This window comes from Mycobacteroides sp. LB1, from assembly GCF_013449725.1.
Classification (GTDB): Bacteria; Actinomycetota; Actinomycetes; order Mycobacteriales; family Mycobacteriaceae; genus Mycobacterium.
Genome location: NZ_JACCFF010000001.1, coordinates 1,799,037 through 1,817,238 on the forward strand (window position 1 = coordinate 1,799,037; position 18,202 = coordinate 1,817,238).

At 65.2% G+C, this 18,202-nt stretch carries 12 protein-coding genes and 1 pseudogene; 9 read left to right on the forward strand and 4 right to left on the reverse strand.

Features of this window, described 5'->3' with window-relative positions; genetic code table 11:
• Positions 1-49: 49 nt before the first annotated feature.
• On the forward strand, positions 50-382 hold the full coding sequence (locus MLB1_RS08775; RefSeq protein WP_180749263.1) for a TfoX/Sxy family protein: 333 nt from the start codon (positions 50-52) through the stop codon (positions 380-382).
• An 18-nt stretch (positions 383-400) separates the two neighbouring features.
• On the opposite strand, the gene MLB1_RS08780 is transcribed toward MLB1_RS08775, so the two are convergent.
• On the reverse strand, positions 401-2,077 hold the full coding sequence (locus tag MLB1_RS08780; protein WP_180749264.1) for a sulfatase-like hydrolase/transferase: 1,677 nt from the start codon (positions 2,075-2,077) through the stop codon (positions 401-403).
• Between the two features lie 68 nt (positions 2,078-2,145).
• Positions 2,146-3,147, reverse strand: a complete 1,002-nt coding sequence (locus MLB1_RS08785; RefSeq protein ID WP_358145684.1) for a hypothetical protein — start codon at positions 3,145-3,147, stop codon at positions 2,146-2,148.
• Between the two features lie 275 nt (positions 3,148-3,422).
• Here MLB1_RS08785 and MLB1_RS08790 point away from each other — a divergent pair, with 275 nt between their 5' ends.
• Together MLB1_RS08790 and MLB1_RS08795 are read left to right on the forward strand one after the other, a co-directional pair.
• Entirely contained in the window at positions 3,423-3,596 is a 174-nt protein-coding gene (locus tag MLB1_RS08790; protein ID WP_078360726.1) for a DUF2613 domain-containing protein, read from the forward strand.
• 43 nt (positions 3,597-3,639) lie between these two features.
• Positions 3,640-7,926, forward strand: coding sequence for an alpha-(1->3)-arabinofuranosyltransferase (locus MLB1_RS08795; protein ID WP_180749265.1), 4,287 nt, complete (start codon positions 3,640-3,642; stop codon positions 7,924-7,926).
• Here the strand turns inward: MLB1_RS08795 and MLB1_RS08800 are convergent.
• Positions 7,872-8,996, reverse strand: a pseudogene (locus MLB1_RS08800) (acyltransferase family protein); the annotation flags it as partial. The gene MLB1_RS08795 and the pseudogene MLB1_RS08800 sit on opposite strands and share 55 nt — an antisense overlap.
• Positions 8,997-9,210: 214 nt before the next feature.
• On the opposite strand from MLB1_RS08800, the gene MLB1_RS08805 reads away from it, so the two are divergent.
• The gene (locus MLB1_RS08805; protein ID WP_180749266.1) at positions 9,211-10,392 is read left to right on the forward strand and encodes a DUF3068 domain-containing protein; all 1,182 of its coding nucleotides are present in this window, start codon (positions 9,211-9,213) and stop codon (positions 10,390-10,392) included.
• Positions 10,393-10,477: 85 nt separating this feature from the next.
• The gene (locus MLB1_RS08810; RefSeq protein WP_180749780.1) at positions 10,478-12,145 is read left to right on the forward strand and encodes a hypothetical protein; all 1,668 of its coding nucleotides are present in this window, start codon (positions 10,478-10,480) and stop codon (positions 12,143-12,145) included.
• Positions 12,146-12,230: 85 nt separating this feature from the next.
• Here the strand turns inward: MLB1_RS08810 and MLB1_RS08815 are convergent, their stop codons facing one another.
• On the reverse strand, positions 12,231-13,463 hold the full coding sequence (locus MLB1_RS08815) for a glycosyltransferase family 4 protein (protein WP_371750575.1): 1,233 nt from the start codon (positions 13,461-13,463) through the stop codon (positions 12,231-12,233).
• An 80-nt stretch (positions 13,464-13,543) separates the two neighbouring features.
• On the opposite strand from MLB1_RS08815, the gene MLB1_RS08820 reads away from it, so the two are divergent.
• From MLB1_RS08820 to MLB1_RS08835, 4 genes are all read left to right on the forward strand, one after another.
• The gene (locus tag MLB1_RS08820) at positions 13,544-14,314 is read left to right on the forward strand and encodes a class I SAM-dependent methyltransferase (RefSeq protein ID WP_180749268.1); all 771 of its coding nucleotides are present in this window, start codon (positions 13,544-13,546) and stop codon (positions 14,312-14,314) included.
• Between the two features lie 95 nt (positions 14,315-14,409).
• Entirely contained in the window at positions 14,410-15,570 is a 1,161-nt protein-coding gene (locus tag MLB1_RS08825; protein ID WP_180749269.1) for a phosphotransferase family protein, read from the forward strand.
• On the forward strand, positions 15,567-16,694 hold the full coding sequence (locus MLB1_RS08830; protein WP_180749270.1) for a hypothetical protein: 1,128 nt from the start codon (positions 15,567-15,569) through the stop codon (positions 16,692-16,694). The genes MLB1_RS08825 and MLB1_RS08830 overlap by 4 nt, the downstream gene beginning before the upstream one ends.
• Positions 16,691-18,151, forward strand: coding sequence for an aldehyde dehydrogenase (locus MLB1_RS08835; protein WP_180749271.1), 1,461 nt, complete (start codon positions 16,691-16,693; stop codon positions 18,149-18,151). The genes MLB1_RS08830 and MLB1_RS08835 overlap by 4 nt, the downstream gene beginning before the upstream one ends.
• The last annotated feature ends 51 nt before the right edge of the window (positions 18,152-18,202 follow it).

The following is an 18,202-nucleotide window of genomic DNA, read 5'->3' on the forward strand; positions in this document are numbered from 1 at the left end:
GTACCACGAACGGCAGGTACCGAAATCGACAGCGCGGGACAATTGGCCCATGGCCTATGACGAGGACCTTGTTGAGCGCATCCGCGAAGTGATCGCCACGACCAGGGGTGTCACCGAGAAACGGATGTTCGGTGGGCTGGCGTTCCTAGTGGACGGGCATATGACCGTCGCCGCGAAACGCGGGGACGGTCTGCTGGCACGCTGCGACCCCCACGACACCGACACACTGGTCAGCAAGTCACATGTGACTCGGATGGTGATGGGTGGACGCGAAATGGACGGCTGGCTGAGCATTGATGCCGAGAGCGTGCGCACCAAGCGGCAGCTGGAACCGTGGGTGAAACGTGCCGTGGTCTACGCCGGTTCGCTTCCACCCAAATGAGCACGCGGCGAACAAGGATTACCCGCCGCGCAGCACCATCAGCTTCTGCATATCGGCCAGGCCCTGCTCCTGCGCCGCACCCAGGAATGTCGGCAAAGGGGCCTGCACCTCGGGCAGCACCTCGTTGTCGATAAGTGCCTGCAGCTCGGCTTCCCTTCCGCCACGTCCCGCTTGGTTCTCGACTTCCTGCTGTCCGGAAGGTGTTGAGTAGTCATAGAATTCGTGGTCCGTCGGCCGCGAGGTGTCGATCTGCATGCCGCCCGGTTTCCAGTACGAATAGGTGGCCAGCTTGGCTTCTGCGGTTCGGACCGCGACGATATGACTCGGCGCCGAGGTGGGGATCTCGGTGGGAGCGTTCTCCCCCATCACCGCACGGATCCGGGGATCCTTGAGTAGGGTGGCCATCTCCTCCACCGACATATCGTCGGTGACGTGTGCGATCCACCTACGCCCTGCCGCATTGCGTTTAGCGATATCGGCGATATCGGCGCGCGCGGCCAGGTACGAGTAGCGCGGATCCGAGCGCCAGCCGTTGCCACCGGAACCGATCGTCAGCAGCAGGGGTGCGAGGTCGACGCTCGAGGTCAACTGATTGCGCGTCTCCCCCGGTTTGGGAGTGAGCACACCACGTGGATCGCGGATGTACAGCGGAACCCGGATGGCCTCCTCGTACGCCGTCGCCCCCTTGCCGCGCAACCCATGTGAACCGCCGTACTCCCCATGATCGGAGGTGAAGACGACCACCGTGTTGCGCTCCACCTCCTGACGCGATGCCAACTTCTCGAGCACCCGCCCGATCTGGGCGTCCACCTGTTGTTGCAGCCACAGATACATGTCCAGGCAGCGAGCCCATTGGCGAGCGACATCCGGGCCCGCATATGTCATCGCCCCCGTCATGATCGGCGACATGAAATTTGCATAGTCGATCTGCAACTGCGGCTTATGCCGCGCCCGCAGCTCATCGGGCGTCTGGAAATTGACGGGCACGGCATCGAACCAGTGCGGAACATCTTCGGGGAGCGGATTTTTCGGCCACCAGCAGATGTCGTGCGGGTTCACCAGGGAGACGGTGGTGCACCAGGGGCCCTTGCCTGCCTCGGCGTCGAACCATCCGGCGAACTGATCGACGATGCCCGGATCCTTCTGCAGGCCCTGATTCGGCATGCCGTTCGGCGAGGGGAAGGTTCCGCCGGAGAAGCCGTGTGCATCAAGACCTTCGGGCGTGTTGTCGCTCCAGTGACCGAGATGCCACTTACCCCACCACCAGGTTCGATAGCCCTGCTGGCGCAGCATGGTGCCCCAGGTGGGGAACTGCGGGGCCAGGCTCGATTCGCTCGGCCCCTCCCCGGTGAACAGGCATCCGGTCTGATGCGAATACAACCCCGTGGTCATGGCGCCTCGGGATGGGGTGCACATGTTCGACGCGGTGTAGTGCGATGCGAAAGTGACACTGTCCCTTTGCAATCTGCTGAGATTCGGCAAAATGCTGGTGAGTTTCTGGATATCAGGGAACCACTGCGGGGCCCGCATCTGATCCACGACGATCACCAGGATGTTCGGTTTACCCTCTTCGGATGCCGACGAGTCGCTGCGTCCCGGCTTGCGGAGCATCTCGTATCCTCCGAAACCGACCGCGGCAGCTCCTGCGGTGATGGCACCGGCGGTCAGCACAGTTCTGCGGTTGAGCTCAGCCATGCGTCCAACGTAACCGCAATTCCTGGCAATGAACCCTTAAGCACCCAGCCGGTTTTGGATACGCCGCGCTACGGCTGCGCGGGCGCCGGATTCGGCGGTGGCGTCTGAGCCGGGGGTGCTACCTGACCAGGCTGGGGCGCGGGTGCCGGTGGAGGTGCCTGGCCGGCCGGAGGCTGGGTGCCCATGATCTCGATCTCGCTCACCGACACCAGACCGTTGAAGGCATCCTGGCGCTGCCCGTTCTTGTTCACGATCGACACACCGGGTTCGGTGGCCTCGATGACCATGGTCACCGAATCGGTCACCACATTCACCTTGATGCTTGCCAGCGCACGGCTCACCGGCACCTGCTGCTTGACCGAACTACCGTCACTGAATTCCCAACGCACCCTTGTGATCTTGCGATTCTGGGCAAATCGGTCGGATCCGTCTATATCGGTCTTGGCGTAACCGGGAATCAAACCGACCGCGGTGACGAGCATGGGATGGTCGAACTTCGTCGTGATCGACTGACCGTCTTGTTCCTTCCACTGGCATCGCCAAGCGGTGAGCGGATCGTTGTCGAATGCCTTAGCGGGGTCGTAGATGTACTTCGCCCCATTGCTGTCGGTGCCGTCCTCAGCCTGAACGCAATTGGTGGACACGTCGACCGCCTTGAGGGGGCCCGATGGAGGCGCGGGAGCCGTCGTGGAGGTCACCGCGGAACTGCTCGTCGTCTTCGGGTCGTCCGGCGGCAGCATCCCGTGTGTCTGCTCGGTGGAACCAGTGGGACGTACTGCCATGTAGCCGACGTAACCGAGTCCGACGATCACCAACAGACCGGCCAACGTCGCGAATGCCATGACGATGCCGCGATGCGATCGTGCATTGGGGTCACGCCACGGATCGGAGAACTGCACCTGTGCCGCCAGATGGGGCGGACAGGCGGGCAGCTGGGCCAGGGCCTCACGTAGATCGGGGCGCGTGTGCCACAGCCGCAACAACTGATCCTGCGGTAGCGCCGGGTTGCGTGCGGCGGCGAACTCCGCGTCATAGTCCGGCGCCGGTCCGTAGTTGTATGGACCGGTCATGGGCGCCCATTATTCCGCACGAAAAGGTATCGGCGACCATATGCGGCCATCCGCCGGGCCAGGCTCTCACCGTTCACCATGATCGGGCCGGTACGCAGTAGCGCATCGACGTGGTTAAAGGGGGCCACGAAAGGCTCATTTGCCATCCTCTTACCCTCGTCTGCGATACCCAACTGATCGTTGCAGTATCAGGTCGGGTTGTCGCGCCATAATCGGGACCAATATCGAACGTGCTAGTTTGGCCGCTGGTATCTGCACGACCCAGAGGAGCTCCGATGACCAGATTTGTGGTGCCGGCCGCCGCGAGCGTGCTGATCGGTCTGCTGCTGGGCGCCGCCGCCGTCTTCGGCGTGACGCTCTCCGTCGAGCAGGACAAGAAGCCGGCCGTGACCGGAATCGATCCCTCGACGGCAATCCTCAACCGGCCCGATTACGGCAACCGGAGCTGACCTTCCGCGGCGACCGACGACACCCCGCCGCATTCGATATGCCTTGACTCATCGCCTTGACTCCTCCCCGCTAAGCCGACGATGGCTCGCGGTCGCCTCGGCGCTCGCGCTGCTGCTGACCTTCACCCAATCACCCGGACAGATATCCCCGGACACCAAACTGGATCTGGCGATCAATCCGCTGCGGTTTGCTGCACGGGCACTGAACCTGTGGAGCAGTGACCTGCCGTTCGGGCAGGCGCAGAACCAGGCGTACGGATACCTCTTTCCGCATGGCGCCGTGTTCTCACTGGGGCATCTCCTCGGGGTGCCGGCCTGGGTAACCCAACGACTGTGGTGGGCGCTACTTATAGTGGCCGGCTTCTGGGGCGTCATCCGGGTCGCCGAAGCGCTCGGTATCGGCACCCGCGGCTCCCGGATCTTCGCCGCGGTCGCATTCGCGCTCTCACCACGGGTGCTGACAACCCTGGGAGCCATCTCCTCCGAGACGCTGCCCATGATGTTGGCCCCGTGGGTGCTGTTACCGGTCATCCTGACGTTCCAGGGCCGGGTGTCCCCTCGCCGAGCGGCGGCGCTGTCGGCTTTCGCGGTGGCGTTGATGGGTGCGGTCAATGCCGTCGCCACCGCTCTCGCGTGTGGCGTTGCCGTCATCTGGTGGCTGGCGCACAAACCAAACCGGACCTGGTGGCGATTCACGGCATGGTGGATTCCCGGTCTGGCGCTGGCCACCTCGTGGTGGATCGTCGCGCTGCTCATCTTCGGCAAGATCAGCCCACGTTTCCTCGACTTCATCGAGTCCTCCGGGGTCACCACACAGTGGACCTCACTCACCGAGGTGCTGCGTGGGACCGACAGTTGGACGCCGTTTGTGGCCCCGGACGCGACCGCGGGTGCCTCGCTGGTCACCCAGTCGGCCATGGTCATCGCCACCGCGATGGTGGCGGCTGGCGGCATGGCAGGACTGGCGATGCGGGGTATGCCGGCTCGCGGACGCCTTGTCGCTGTACTTCTGGTGGGTCTGGTGCTGCTCACGGCCGGATACACCGGCGCAATGGGATCGCCTGTGGCCCAACAGATTCAATTCTTCCTGGATGCAAGCGGCACTCCGTTGCGCAACGTACACAAGCTGGAACCACTGATCCGCTTGCCCTTGATTCTCGGCCTGGCTCATGCGTTATCACGAACACCACTGCCCGCCAGCGTCTCCGCGCGGGAATGGCTCGCGGCACTGGCACGTCCAGAACGCAACCGGGGGGTCGCCTTCGGGATCGCGCTGCTGGTCGCACTCATCGCGAGCACATCGCTGGCATGGACGGGCCGGTTGGTACCCCGCGGCGGGTTCGACGAGATCCCCAACTACTGGAAGGACACGGCCCGCTGGCTGGCCGATCATGACGACGGCGGGCGAGCACTTGTGGTGCCGGGGGCCCCGTTTGCCATCCAGACCTGGGGTCTTACCCGTGATGAGCCCCTACAGGTATTGGGTCAAACACCTTGGGGTGTACGTGATTCCATTCCTTTGACACCGCCGGAGACAATCCGCGCCATCGACTCGGTGCAGCAGTTGTTCGCCGCCGGTCGCTCCTCGGACGGGCTGGCCGACACCCTGGCACAGCAGGGCATCTCCTATCTGGTGGTGCGCAATGATCTTGACCCCGACACCTCCCGTTCGGCGCGGCCGATACTGGTGCACCGCACCATCGAGGGATCCCCCGGCCTCACCAAGGTCACCCAGTTCGGCGATCCGGTCGGCGCCGGAACGGTGGAGGGCTTTGTCGCCGACAGCGACCTGCGCCCCCAGTATCCGGCCATAGAGATCTATGCCGTGCAGCCGCAGGGCCGGCGACATCCAGACCTGCCCTATTACCTACAGCACTACGGTGACCCTTATTTCGCCGATCTGAACAGCATGCCTCTGGTCGCGGGCGGACCGGAGGCGCTGCTTCGGTTGAATGAGCGCCGCCGTCAGCTCGGCCAACAACCGCTGGGACCCGCGTTACTGGCGACCGATGCCACCCACGCAGGCCTGCGCCCAGGGGCGACGGTGGTCACCGACAGTCCGCTGGCTCGCGAGACCGACTACGGACGTGTTGACGACCATTCCTCAGCCATCCGCGCACCCGGTGACAAACGCCGCACCTTCAACCGGGTGCCCGACTACCCGGCCACCGGCGTTCCCTCCGTGAACGGCAGCTGGACGGGTGGGACCATCACGGCATCCAGCTCCGCATCGGATTCGACGGGCCTGCCCAATGTGGCGCCGGGAACCAGCACGGCCGCCGTCATCGACAGGGACAATGCGACCAGCTGGGTCAGCAACTCCCTCGAAGCCGCTCTGGGGCAATGGATCCGGGTAGACCTGGATCGGCCCATCACCAACGCGATCCTCACCGTCACGCCGAGCGCTACCGCCCTCGGCGCCCAGGTGCGCCGGTTGGAGGTCGAGACCGACAATGGCACGACGTCGGTGCGGTACGACAAGCCGGGCCAGCCCCTCGATATCGCGCTGCGGCCAGGGGAAACCACCTGGGTAAAGGTCACCGCCACCGGGACCGACGACGGCACCTCCGGGGTGCAGTTCGGCATCACCGAGCTATCCCTCACTCAATACGATGCCGCCGGGTACGCCCACTCCGTTGATCTCCGCCATAGCGCGACCATCCCCACACCCCCTGCAGGAGCCGGTGTGCTCGGCTGGGACCTGGGCTCGCCGCTGGAGGGCCGATCGGGATGCGCCCCCTCACCGCAGCGGCTGCGTTGCGCGGCGACGCTATCGCTTGCACCCGAGGAGCCCGGCACCTTCATCAGGACACTGACAGTCCCCCAACCTCTTTCGCTCCTACCGAAGGTCTGGGTGCGGTCCCGCCCGGGGCCACAGTTGCGTGATCTGACCCAGCAGCCGGGCACCACCGTCGCGTCCGGGGACTCTGATGTGATCGATCCGCGGGGCTCGTCGTACGCGGCCACCGACGGCGATCCGGGCACCGTCTGGACGGCACCACAGAATTCGGTGCTGCGCCAGCACCTGCCCTCGCTCATCATCAAGTTACCGAAACCCGTTGCAGTCGGCGGTATTCGGCTACAGCCCAGCAGGACCGAGGTACCCACGCACCCTAAACAGGTGGCCATAAACCTCGGCGACGGACCTCAGGTAAGGAACGTCGACCCGAAGGCCTCAGAGACCACGCTGGCATTGCATCCGGCCGTCACGGACACGATCACCATCACGGTCATGGACTGGACCGACATCATCGACCGCACCGCACTCGGATTCGATCAGCTCAAGCCGCCCGGTATCGCCGAGGTGGTTGCGCTGGACACCAACGCCCAGCCTATTGCCCCCACCAACGCCGAGGCGAACGGCAACCGCACGATCATCATTGGATGCGATCGCGGACCGGTATTGGCGCTCGCGGGGCGCTTCATACCCATGTCCATCACGACGACGGTGCGCGATCTGTTGGCAGGAAACGTCATTGCGGCCACGCCCTGTGATGCCATCCCGATTGCGACCGGCGCTGGGCCACAAGAGGTGACCGTCAACCCGCGCCAGCAGTTCCTGGTCGACGGAGTGCAACTCACCGCCCCCGGCGTCATCCCGCCCGCCACCACTGCAACAACCGCGCCTAAGGGTACGTGGGGGCCGGACCGGCGCGAGGTCACGGCGGAACCGGCACCCCGCGACCGGGTACTTGTCGTACCCGAAAGCATCAACCCCGGGTGGGTTGCCCGCGATGAGGACGGGCACACGCTCACACCGATACGCGTCAACGGCTGGCAGCAAGGGTGGCTTGTTCCGGCCGGCGACGGCGGACCGATCACACTGACCTTCGGCCTCAACACGTGGTACCGAATGGGCCTCGTGGGCGGGCTGGCCCTGCTTCCACTCCTCGCGCTGTTGGCCTTCTTGCCGGTGCGACGGAAAGTCGTTCTTCCCCTGAAACCCTTAGTGATTCCATGGCGTTCCGGACCTGCGGCAGGTGTCGCGGTGCTGGCGGCTCTCACCGCCGTCAGTGGCATCGCCGGCGCGGCAGTGGGCTTGACGGTGCTGGCGGTAAAGGTGTGGACACGTATATCGCTACGCGCGCTCACCGCGGCCGGGGCGTACATCGCGGGCGGCTCCCTCCTGCTGGCGGGGGCGGCTCTCTCACGTCATCCGTGGCGATCGGTGGGCGGCTACACCGGACACTCGTGGTGGATTCAGTTACTGGCGCTCATCTCGGTGACCACGGTGTCAGTGGCCGCAGTACGGTTGCCTTCCCGAGTACCGTTGCGCCGTTTTTGGAAGCGCCGCAACGCCTCCCGTGACGGCGATTCGACCAACGCATAACTGACGGCGGCCATCGCGAAGCCGAATATCAGGGTGAGGATCAGCACCAGCGGGAAGTGACCGCTGAACGGAAACCTCCCGATGACGGTGAAGACCATGTTCAACGCGGCCAGATGCCAGATGAAAAGGCCGTACGACCAACGTCCCAAGGTCACCATGAGCGGGCTGCCCAGCACGCGGTGTCCGGTGCCGGGGGCATCCAGGGTCAGCGGCATGAGCAGCGCCCAGGCCAGCGTCGCACCCATCGCAATCTTGATGGCGTACTGGTGCGGCGGTGCCTGTATCAGCCCTTCCGGCCCGGCCAGCGGTGATGCCGCCACTGCGAACGCCACGAGGGCGACGCCCGCGAGCAGTACCCGGCGGCGGGCCAAACGCAGTGTCCAGGCGGGTGGGGCGGCGCTCCACTCGGCCAGCAGCATGCCCGCGACGAACCACGAGAAGAAGGCGGGCGGCCATGTCAGCGGATTGATACCGACGGCGGTGTGGAAGGGGATGAACGACCAACCCAGGCTGGCCACCCCGGCCATCAGCAGCACCGGGGCACGCCACCGGACCGGCATCCGCCGCACGAGGAGCGCGATAATGGGCAGCGCCAGATAGAACGCGACCTCCACCGCCAGGCTCCACATCTGCGTCAGACCCGCCGTCAGTGTTAGCGGGATATACAGCTGCGTGAGCGTCAGGTTGGCCAGCCAGACGATTCCGCGGGCTCCCGCCGCGTCCGGCAACAGCAACAGGACCACGAAAACAGCGGCCAGGTAGGCCGGAACGATACGAACGAACCGCGACGCCAAGTACCGGCCGGTGGAAGCGGGCGCGGGCCCGCCGTGCGCTGCCAGTGCATGGGGCCGCCACAACAGGAATCCCGATAGCGCGAAGAACACGGCCACAGCCAGGTCGAAGCGACCCAGAATGCGGCCGTCGACGCCACCGTTGTGGCCCGTCTGGAACGCGGTGTGCGTGACCACAACCCCCATCGCGGCACAGGCACGCATACCTTCCAACGCAGGTACGAAGCCCCGCGCATGGACGGCCGAGCCGGCCGGAGCCGATGACTGCGCTGTTGTCACCCCGCCGAGGGTACGGTTCTAAGTCGATCCGGCGGCATTTGACCAGAACCTGAACCCTGAATCCGTACGATCGCCAAATGACCACCCTGCGGCGGCGGCTGTTAGGGTCAAACAGATTTGCCCTGGGCATGACATGCCGTCAAGCACGGGGTTACTGCACGTTAAGGAGGGTTCGGCGACCGATGAGCCGCTTGCGCAAAGAGGGTCAGCAGCCGTGAACCGCGGAGTCATGATGCGTATCGCAGCGTGCGGGCTGCTGGGACTCGGTTCGGCTCTCATCATCGCCGCCCTGTTGCTCGGTACCTACACCAGCAACCGGCTTGCGAAGATTCCGCTCGACTGGGACGCCACATTGGTGAGCGAGGGCAAGGGCCGTGCCCTGGATCCCGCGTCGCTGTCCGGCCAAAAGTTCGTGACGGATCCCGATAGGCCGCTGGCACTGCAGGAACAGATCAGCACCGTTAGCCCTGCCGACGCCACGAAGGTCGGCCTGCAGGCCGGTATCACCCTGAGGCGGACCGACAAGCAGGGCGACGCCGGGCTGATCCTCGCCACCGTCGACACCGTCACCGTGGACCGTCACTCCGCCGAGGCCATCGCCAGCGATGACAACCCGGGTGGCAGTGTGCAGAAGCCGCGCGCCATCGAGGACGAGACACCGCCGACCACCATTGCGCTCAAGCACGAGGGGTTGAGCTATCGGTTCCCCTTCGACACCGAGAAGAAGACGTATCAGTACTTCGACGTGATCGCGCAGAAGGCGTTCGACGCCAACTACACCGGCGAAGAGGATGTCAACGGACTCACCGCGTATCACTTCACCCAGAACGTGGGCTACGACGCCAACGGCAAGCTGGTGGAGCCGGTCGCGTACCCGTCGCTATACGACAAGGACGAGGACGGCAAGGTGACGGCCCGCGCTTCGCAGTGGGGCGTCGAGGCCGAGCACGAAGACGAAGAGATCACCATGACCCGCTATTACGCGGCGCAGCGCGAGTTCTGGGTCGACCCGGTCAGCGGGATCATCGTCAAGAGCAAACAGCATGCGATGCAGTACTACTCACGCGATGCGGTCAAGCCCGAGGTCACGATGGTTGACTACACGGTGCAGTCTAATGACGAGACCGTCGAGAACCAGGTGAAGGCGGCTCGCAATACGCGCGACAGCCTGTCGATCTGGTCGAACATCTTGCCTATCACCTTCGCCGCCCTGGGCGTCGTTGCACTGGTCGGTGGCGGCCTGCTCGGCTCGTTCAGCCTGCGGGCCGAGTCGGCGCTGATCGATCCTGGGCTCGACACGGTCGACCATGGTTTCTTCGGCCGTCGTGGCCCGGAGAAACCGTCCGCCAGCGAGGCGGACACCGACAAGTTCCCGTCTCCTCGAAACCACCTCTAGCCGGGACGTCTTGCGCCGCACCGGCCACTCGACCAGACGCTCTTCGCACAAGCGCGTCATCGTTGCACCGCTGTACGCACTGGTCTTGGCGGCGTCGATTACCGCGCCGCTGGCCGCACCGGGTTATCTGCTGATCCGCGACGCCGTCTCGACACCGCGGTCGTACCTGACCGATACGGCACTGGGGGTCACCGAAGCGGCGCCACGCGCCGTGCCCCAGGACTTCTTCATCGCGGTCATGACGGTGCTTGTCGACGGCGGAGTTCTCGTCAAGGCCCTTCTCGCGGTGGGCTTATGGCTTGCCGGTTGGGGAGCGGCGCGCCTGGCGGCCCGCCTGGTTCCGGCCGCCGGGGTCCCCGGCGAGCTAGTAGCGGCCACCATCGCGGTCTGGAATCCCTTTGTGGCCGAGCGGCTTCTACAGGGGCACTGGAGTCTGCTGGTCGGCTACGGCTGCCTGCCGTGGATCGCGTTGACGGTCACCCGGCTGCGCTCGGCGACGGATGTCGGGGCATGGTGCATACTCGCGTTCTGGATCGCGCTGGCCGGGTTGACACCCACCGGTACGGTGCTCGCACTGATCGTCGGTATGGCTGCTATTGCCGCACCAGGCAACGGGACTGGTTGCTCCCGTAGACGATTGGCGGGCAGCGTGTCCATTGTCGCGATTCTGGCCGCGATGCCGTGGCTGGTGGCATCCGGGCTCGGAACCGCCATACCTGCGGGCGACGAGGCCGGTGTCCATGCCTTCGCGGCCCGCGCCGAACCGGGACTGAGCACACTCGGCAGCCTGGCCTCACTGGGCGGCATGTGGAATGCCTCGGCGGTACCCGCCTCACGCTCGACACTGTTCGCGCTGGCCTTCTCCGCGGTGCTGCTCATCGTGGTGGTGGTTGGAGTGACGGTCCTGTGGCGCACCCAAACGGCGTTCGGGTTGATCGGCATTGCCATTGCGGCCGTGGTTATTCCAACACTGCTGGCGACGGGGCCGGGTTTGACGCTGACCACCTGGCTCATCACCGAGGTGCCCGGGCTGGGCATACTGCGCGACGGCCAGAAATGGGTGGCATTGGCGATGCCGGCGTACGCAGTAGCCGGTGCCGCTGCGGTGACCGCGCTGCGCGAAAGACCCTCTCAGTGGGTAGCGGCCGGGCTGGCGTGCGCGGCACTGGTATTCACGCTGCCCGATCTGGCGTGGGGAGTCGGCGGCCGGGTGGAGTCGGTGACGTACCCCGCAGGATGGGGCGCGATCGCCGCCAAAATCAATGCCGAACCGCATCCGGTAGCCGTGCTGCCACCCGAGACCTTGCGGCAATACCCCTGGGGCCCTTCGTCGATCCCGGTATTGGATCCATTCCCCCGCTGGATCCGCGCGGACACGGTGACCAGCGGCGACCTCCGCGTTGACGGACAGGATGTGCGCGGGGACGGCGGCCGTGGACGTCGCGTCGCGGAGCTGTTACGCGCCGGGGCCGCGCCCCGCGAGTTGTCCGCCGAGGGCATCGGCTGGGTAGTGGTGCAGGCAAACACTCCTGGTGAACAAGGGCTTTCGTCGAGGACGCTGGCCCAGTTGGAACCGGTGTACCGGGACGGCGATATCGCGCTTTACCGAGTACCTGGCCCGTGGGCACCAATTGCGGCCTCCCTGAGCCGCCGCATCGCTGTCATCGCCGCACATCTGGTTTGGGTCACGCTCCTGCTGGCGGGCGGCGCCGCGGCCGTCACCGGGCTGCGGGAGCGCCGCCACCAGAGGTGAAGCTGTAGTCGTCGAGATCGACCGTCCGCACCCGCATCGGGGCTACCCTCGCAGCCCGGCATCTCTCCGCGGACTGATCGGTACGTCAGGCGGGAACTTCGACGGGCGCAGCCACCACCGGCTCGTCACCGACAATCCCCGACACCGGGATGCCCAGCACCGCCGCCTTAAGCACGGTCCACACACCGGCCGCGCTGCGCTGCCACGATAGATCGGCACAGCGAGCCCGCGCCGCCTCGCCCATTCGGTAACGAAGCTTGTTGTCCGCCAACAGCGTCGCAGTATGCCGGACAAACTCATCCTGGTCGCGCGCCAGCAGACCGGTGATGCCGTCGGTGACCGAATCGGTAAGCCCACCGGAGGAGCGGTAGCCAATAGTGGGCACCCCATGCTGCGCAGCCTCGGTGACCGCCAGGCCCCAGCCCTCCTTGCGTGACGGCATCAGGTGCACCCAGGCACGTTGCAGCACTCGATGCTTGGCTTCCTCACCGAGGTACCCGTGGAATGTCACGGACTCTGAAATACCCAGCCGTGCAGCATGTCCCACCAGCGGATCCATCCACCAGCCATCTCCGACAACATCAAGATGCACATGGGGCACATGGTCACGCAGCAATGCGAGCGTGGTCAGTGCGTGCTCAATCTGCTTATGCGGCACCAAGCGCGAGAGCACCACGACTCGGGGCGTTTCACTGCGCACACCCTCCAGCGAGTCGACCACCGACGGATCCGGTATCTGATCGATACCGTTGCGCACCACTGCAATCCGTCCGGGTTCCACACCGAGCGCCACCAAGTCGGACGCAGATGGCTGCGAGACCGTCAAGTACTGATTGCGCCGATGCATCCGCGGAGACAACCGCGACTCCAGCCACCAGCCCAGCCTGCCGATGAGCTGGCCTGCCACCGGCCACTGCTCTCGGTGGCAGTGGTGTACCAGCATCACCACGGGCGCCGTCACCACGGTGCTGGCAAAAAAGGGGATGCCGTTCTGGGTATCGATGACGACATCGGGGCGCACATCACGCAGCGCCCCCAGGCCGACGCGACTGGCCAGCAGCGACAGCAGTGCACGCGGGTACACCGTGAATCGCCCGCCGCCGCGCGAGATATGCACTCCGTTCGCCACCTCATGGCGGGGCGCGCCGGGGTAGGCGGCACATCGCAATGTCACCTTCACCCCGGATGCCGCCAGCTCCGCGCCGATGCGCTGCAGGTAGGTCTCGCTACCGCCGCCCTGCGGATGGTCGGTGTCACGCCAGCACAACATGAGGACCTCCCGCGGGAGGCCCGGCTGATCTGACACTTCGCTTAACACCGCTAAGCACCCTAGGCCGTTAGGGTGGGCCTCCAGAAATTCCGTGTTCCGTAAATGAAGACCGAGCAGAACGAGAACCCGTGCCGGATATCACCGATCTGTTTGCGCATCGAGCCACTATTCGGCGTTCAGCCAGCCTGTTGGCCTCGTTTCGCTACGAGCAGAGTGCGCCAGAGCGGTTCTACGGTGCCGTGGCGCAGGACACAGTTCACCTGGTCACCGATTTATGGCAACAGGCAACCGGCGACGGGTTGCAGGGCCGTACCGTGCTGGACGTCGGCGGCGGGCCCGGCTACTTCGCCTCGGCCTTCGCCGACGCCGGAGCCCGGTACCTGGGTGTCGAACCCGATCCACGGGAGATGCACGCAGCAGGAGACGGCATAAGGGACCCGCGCGCCGCATATCTGCGGGCGTCCGGCATGGCTCTACCACTCGCCGACGCCAGTGTTGATATCTGCCTGTCCTCGAACGTCGCCGAGCATGTACCGGAGCCCTGGCGGCTCGGTGCGGAGATGCTGCGGGTCACTCGACCCGGAGGGCTGACGGTGTTGTCCTACACCGTCTGGCTCGGTCCCTTCGGCGGCCACGAAATGGGCCTGACCCATTACTTCGGCGGCGCCCGCGCCGCCCGTTGGTACACCCGCAAGCACGGTCACCCGCCCAAGAACAACTACGGGTCGTCACTTTTCCCGGTATCGGCGCGCGACGGGCTTGAGTGGGCCCACGGAACAGGCGCATTGGTTGCCGCATTTCCCCGCTACCACCCCAAATGGGCATGGTGGATAGCCAAAGTTCCCGCTGTGCGGGAGGTTCTGGTGAGTAATCTGGTGCTTGTCCTGCGCCCCCACTGATTCCAGAATTGCAACAGGTTCCACTTCCCCTGACTGCCCGGTAGTGTTGCGTGCGTCACGCAACGAGGCGGACATGAAACGGAAGTCACGACACCTTGACTGAGCAGACAGCGACGCACGAGGACGTTGCACGCCCCGCGGAATCACAACGCGACCCGGAAACCTTGCGCGGCGCACTTACCGACTGGATATCAGCCCAACTGCCGGCCGATGCCGCGCTCAGCGTGGACCACGCGGAGCTGCCCAGCGCCAACGGCATGTCCAGCGAGACGATCCTGGCCGATGCGCAATGGACCGAGAACGGCGAGCGCGCGGCCCACCGCCTGGTGATCAGAACGGCACCTCAGCCCGACTCGAGCCCGGTCTTCCCCACCTATGACATGCGCCGCCAGTTCGACGTGATGGACCAACTCGGCCAGCACTCCGAGGCCCTGGTTCCGCCGGTCAGGTGGTACTGCGACGACACCGCGGTGCTCGGCGGTGAGTTCTTCGTGATGGATCGGGTGGACGGCGAGGTACCGCCCGATCGCATGCCCTACACCTTCGGCTCCTGGGTGACCGAGGCCTCCGAGGCCGACCGTCGCAAGATGCAGCGGCTCACCGTGGATCAGCTCGCACGCATTCACACCGCGCCGGTGGAGAATTTCGCGTTTCTCAATGACGCCCGCGAGGACGAGACCGGTTTGGACGCCCATGTGCGCGGCACCCGGGAGCTCTACGAGTGGGTGCGCGGTGACGGGCCGACCATTCCGCTGATCGATCGCGGTTTCGACTGGCTACGTGAGAACTGGCCCCACGACTCCCTGCGAGCTAAAGATGTTGTCAGTTGGGGCGATTCGCGCCCGGGCAACGTCATCTACCGTGATTTCGAACCGGTGGCACTGCTCGACTGGGAGATGGCAACCATCGGACCACGCGAGCTGGATCTGGGCTGGATCATCTTCCTGCACAGGTTCTTCCAGGACTTGGCTGAAATCGCCGGACTGGCCGGATTACCCACGTTCTGCCGGCGCGAGGATATTGCCGCCGAGTACGCCGCGCTCACCGGACACCACGCCGCCGACCTGGATTTCTACACCGCCTACGCAGCATTGCAACACGCCATCATCATGGCACGAATCCAGATGCGCGCCATGGCATTCGGACAGGCACAAATGCCCAAAGATCCCGACGACCTGATCCTGCATAGAGCCACACTGGAGAAGATGCTCGACGGAGCGTACTGGTCCCAGCTGGGAGAGGGGATCGGCGCATGAGCCTTTCCGCGTTCGACGACTACCCGATCCATCAGATCGCCGATGTGATCCGGCATGTCGGAACCTCCGACCGAAACTTCTACGACCGCTACTACTTCGGCTGCCACGGCGGGCAAGCCGACCTCCCCTATCTGATCACCGGGCTCGGGGTTTATCCCAATCTCGGGGTGACAGACGCATTCGCCTCAGTGCGCCACGGCGATGACATCGTGGTGTTCCGGGCATCCCGCGCGCTCGGGGCCGACCGCGCCGACCTCGCCGTCGGGCCCTACCGGATCGAGGTGCTGGAAGGCCTCAAGAAGATTCGGGTGGTTCTGGAGCCGGGCGATGATTACGACCTGAGCTTCGATATCACCTATACCGGGCACATCCCCGCCTCCCTGGAGCCGGGGCACTATCAGCGCCAGCTGGGCCGGGTCATGTTCGACACCTCTCGTTTTGCCCAAACCGGCACCTGGGCAGGGCATCTGACAGTCGATGGGCAGCGGCACGAGCTCGACGGTGTGAACTGGTCGGGTAACCGCGATCGCTCCTGGGGCATCCGTCCGGTCGGCGAGGGTGAACCCGCCGGCCGCCGAGCCACGTTGGCGGGCGGCTTCTACTGGCTCTACAACGTGATCGATTTCCCCGAGTACTCGATCATCCTGATCAACCAGGAGAACGAAAAAGGCGACCGGGTCGTGTCCGGTGCGCGCCGAGTCTGGCGGGACCCGTCCCGTGAAGTCGAGGAGCTGCCCGCCGTCGAACACGACATCACGTTGATCCCGGGCACCCGCGAAGCGTCAGAAGCCACGCTACAGCTGGGCGATATCACGGTGAAGGCCGAGATCCTCCTGCCGCATTACTTCGGATTCGGTACCGGCTACGGCCTGGATCCCGATTGGCGGCACGGCATGTGGCAGGGCGAGCAGGTGGTCCAAGGGAAGCGCTACAACGTCAAGGAGCTGGACCCGACGCTCAAGATGCTCTGCCCCGTGGACAACCTGGCCGCGTTCACGGCGACCGAGAACGGTGTCGAGGTGCACGGCACGGGGTTATTCGAATTTGGACCCATCGGCCCCCACGCTCCCTCCGGATTCACTGGATTTATTGATACACACCAAGAGAGAGACAGCGATTCATGACGCACAACTTCGACAAGCTCTTCATCGGCGGCGCCTGGACCGAACCCGCCACCGACGACGTGATTGAGGTCTTCTCTCCCGCCACCGGCGAGAAGGTGGGCCAGTGTCCGCTCGCCACCGCCGCTGACGTAGATAGCGCAGTCGCCGCCGCACGCCGCGCTTTTGAGGACGGCCCGTGGCCACGGATGACCCCACACGAGCGCCAGGCGGTGCTGCAGAAGGTGGTGCAGCTGCTGGAGGCGCGCAAGGACGAGGTCTGCGCCGTCATCTCCGATGAGACCGGTGCTCCCCCACCGGTTGTCGAGACGCTGCAGTGGATGGGCGGATTTGGTGCCCTGCAGTACTACGCCAACGCCGCCGACGCCGTGAAGTGGCGTGAGCTGCGCAATGGTGCCTACGGACAGACACTGGTGACCCGCGAAGCGGCCGGTGTGGTGGCCGCCATCGCGGCATGGAATGTTCCGCTGTTCCTGGCGCTCAACAAGATTGGCCCTGCGTTCCTGGCCGGCTGCCCGGTGGTTCTCAAACCCGCCGCCGAGACGCCGCTGTCGAGCTTCATCCTGGCCGAGGTGTTCGAAGAGGCCGGCCTGCCCGAGGGCGTGTTGTCGGTGGTGCCGGGCGGGGCCGAGACCGGCCGCGCCCTCACCAATCACCCCGGCATCGACGTGTTCAGCTTCACCGGCAGCACCGCCGTCGGCAAGGAGATCGCCGGCATCGCCGCCAAGAACCTCAAGAAGGTCACGCTGGAACTGGGCGGCAAGTCCGCGGCCATCGTCCTCGAGGACGCCGATCTGGCCGCCAGCCTGCCGATGCTGGTGTTCGCCGGTTTGATGAATGCCGGGCAGGGTTGCGTCAACCAGACCCGCATCCTGGCGCCGCGGTCGCGGTACGACGAGGTCGTCGACGGCATCGTGAACTTCGTATCCATCATGACGGTCGGGCTGCCTACCGATCCGGCGAGCCAGGTCGGCCCACTGATCACCGCCAAACAGCGCGACCGCGTCGAGGGCTACATCGCCAAGGGCATCGAGGAAGGCGCTCGACTGGCCTTCGGCGGCAAGCGCCCCGAGGGCCTGGACTCCGGATACTTCGTCCAGCCAACGATTTTCGCCGATGTCGACAACTCGATGACCATCGCGCAGGAGGAGATTTTCGGCCCGGTGCTGTGCGTCATCGCGTACGACTCGGTGGACGAGGCCATCAAGATCGCGAACGACTCCAACTACGGCCTGGCGGGCAGCGTGTGGACCGCAGATGTCCACAAGGGCCTTGAGGTCGCGGCGCAGATCCGCACCGGCACCTACGGCATCAACTGGTATGCGTTCGACCCCAGCTGCCCGTTCGGCGGGTACAAGCAGTCCGGTATCGGCCGGGAGAACGGGCCCGAGGGTATCGAGGAGTACTGCGAGCTCAAGAGCGTGCTGCTGCCGATGGGCGTCAGCCTCGAAAGCGTTTAGCCGCCGACACGCCGTCTCCTGGCGGATACGTCTCGCACAATCCCGCCACGA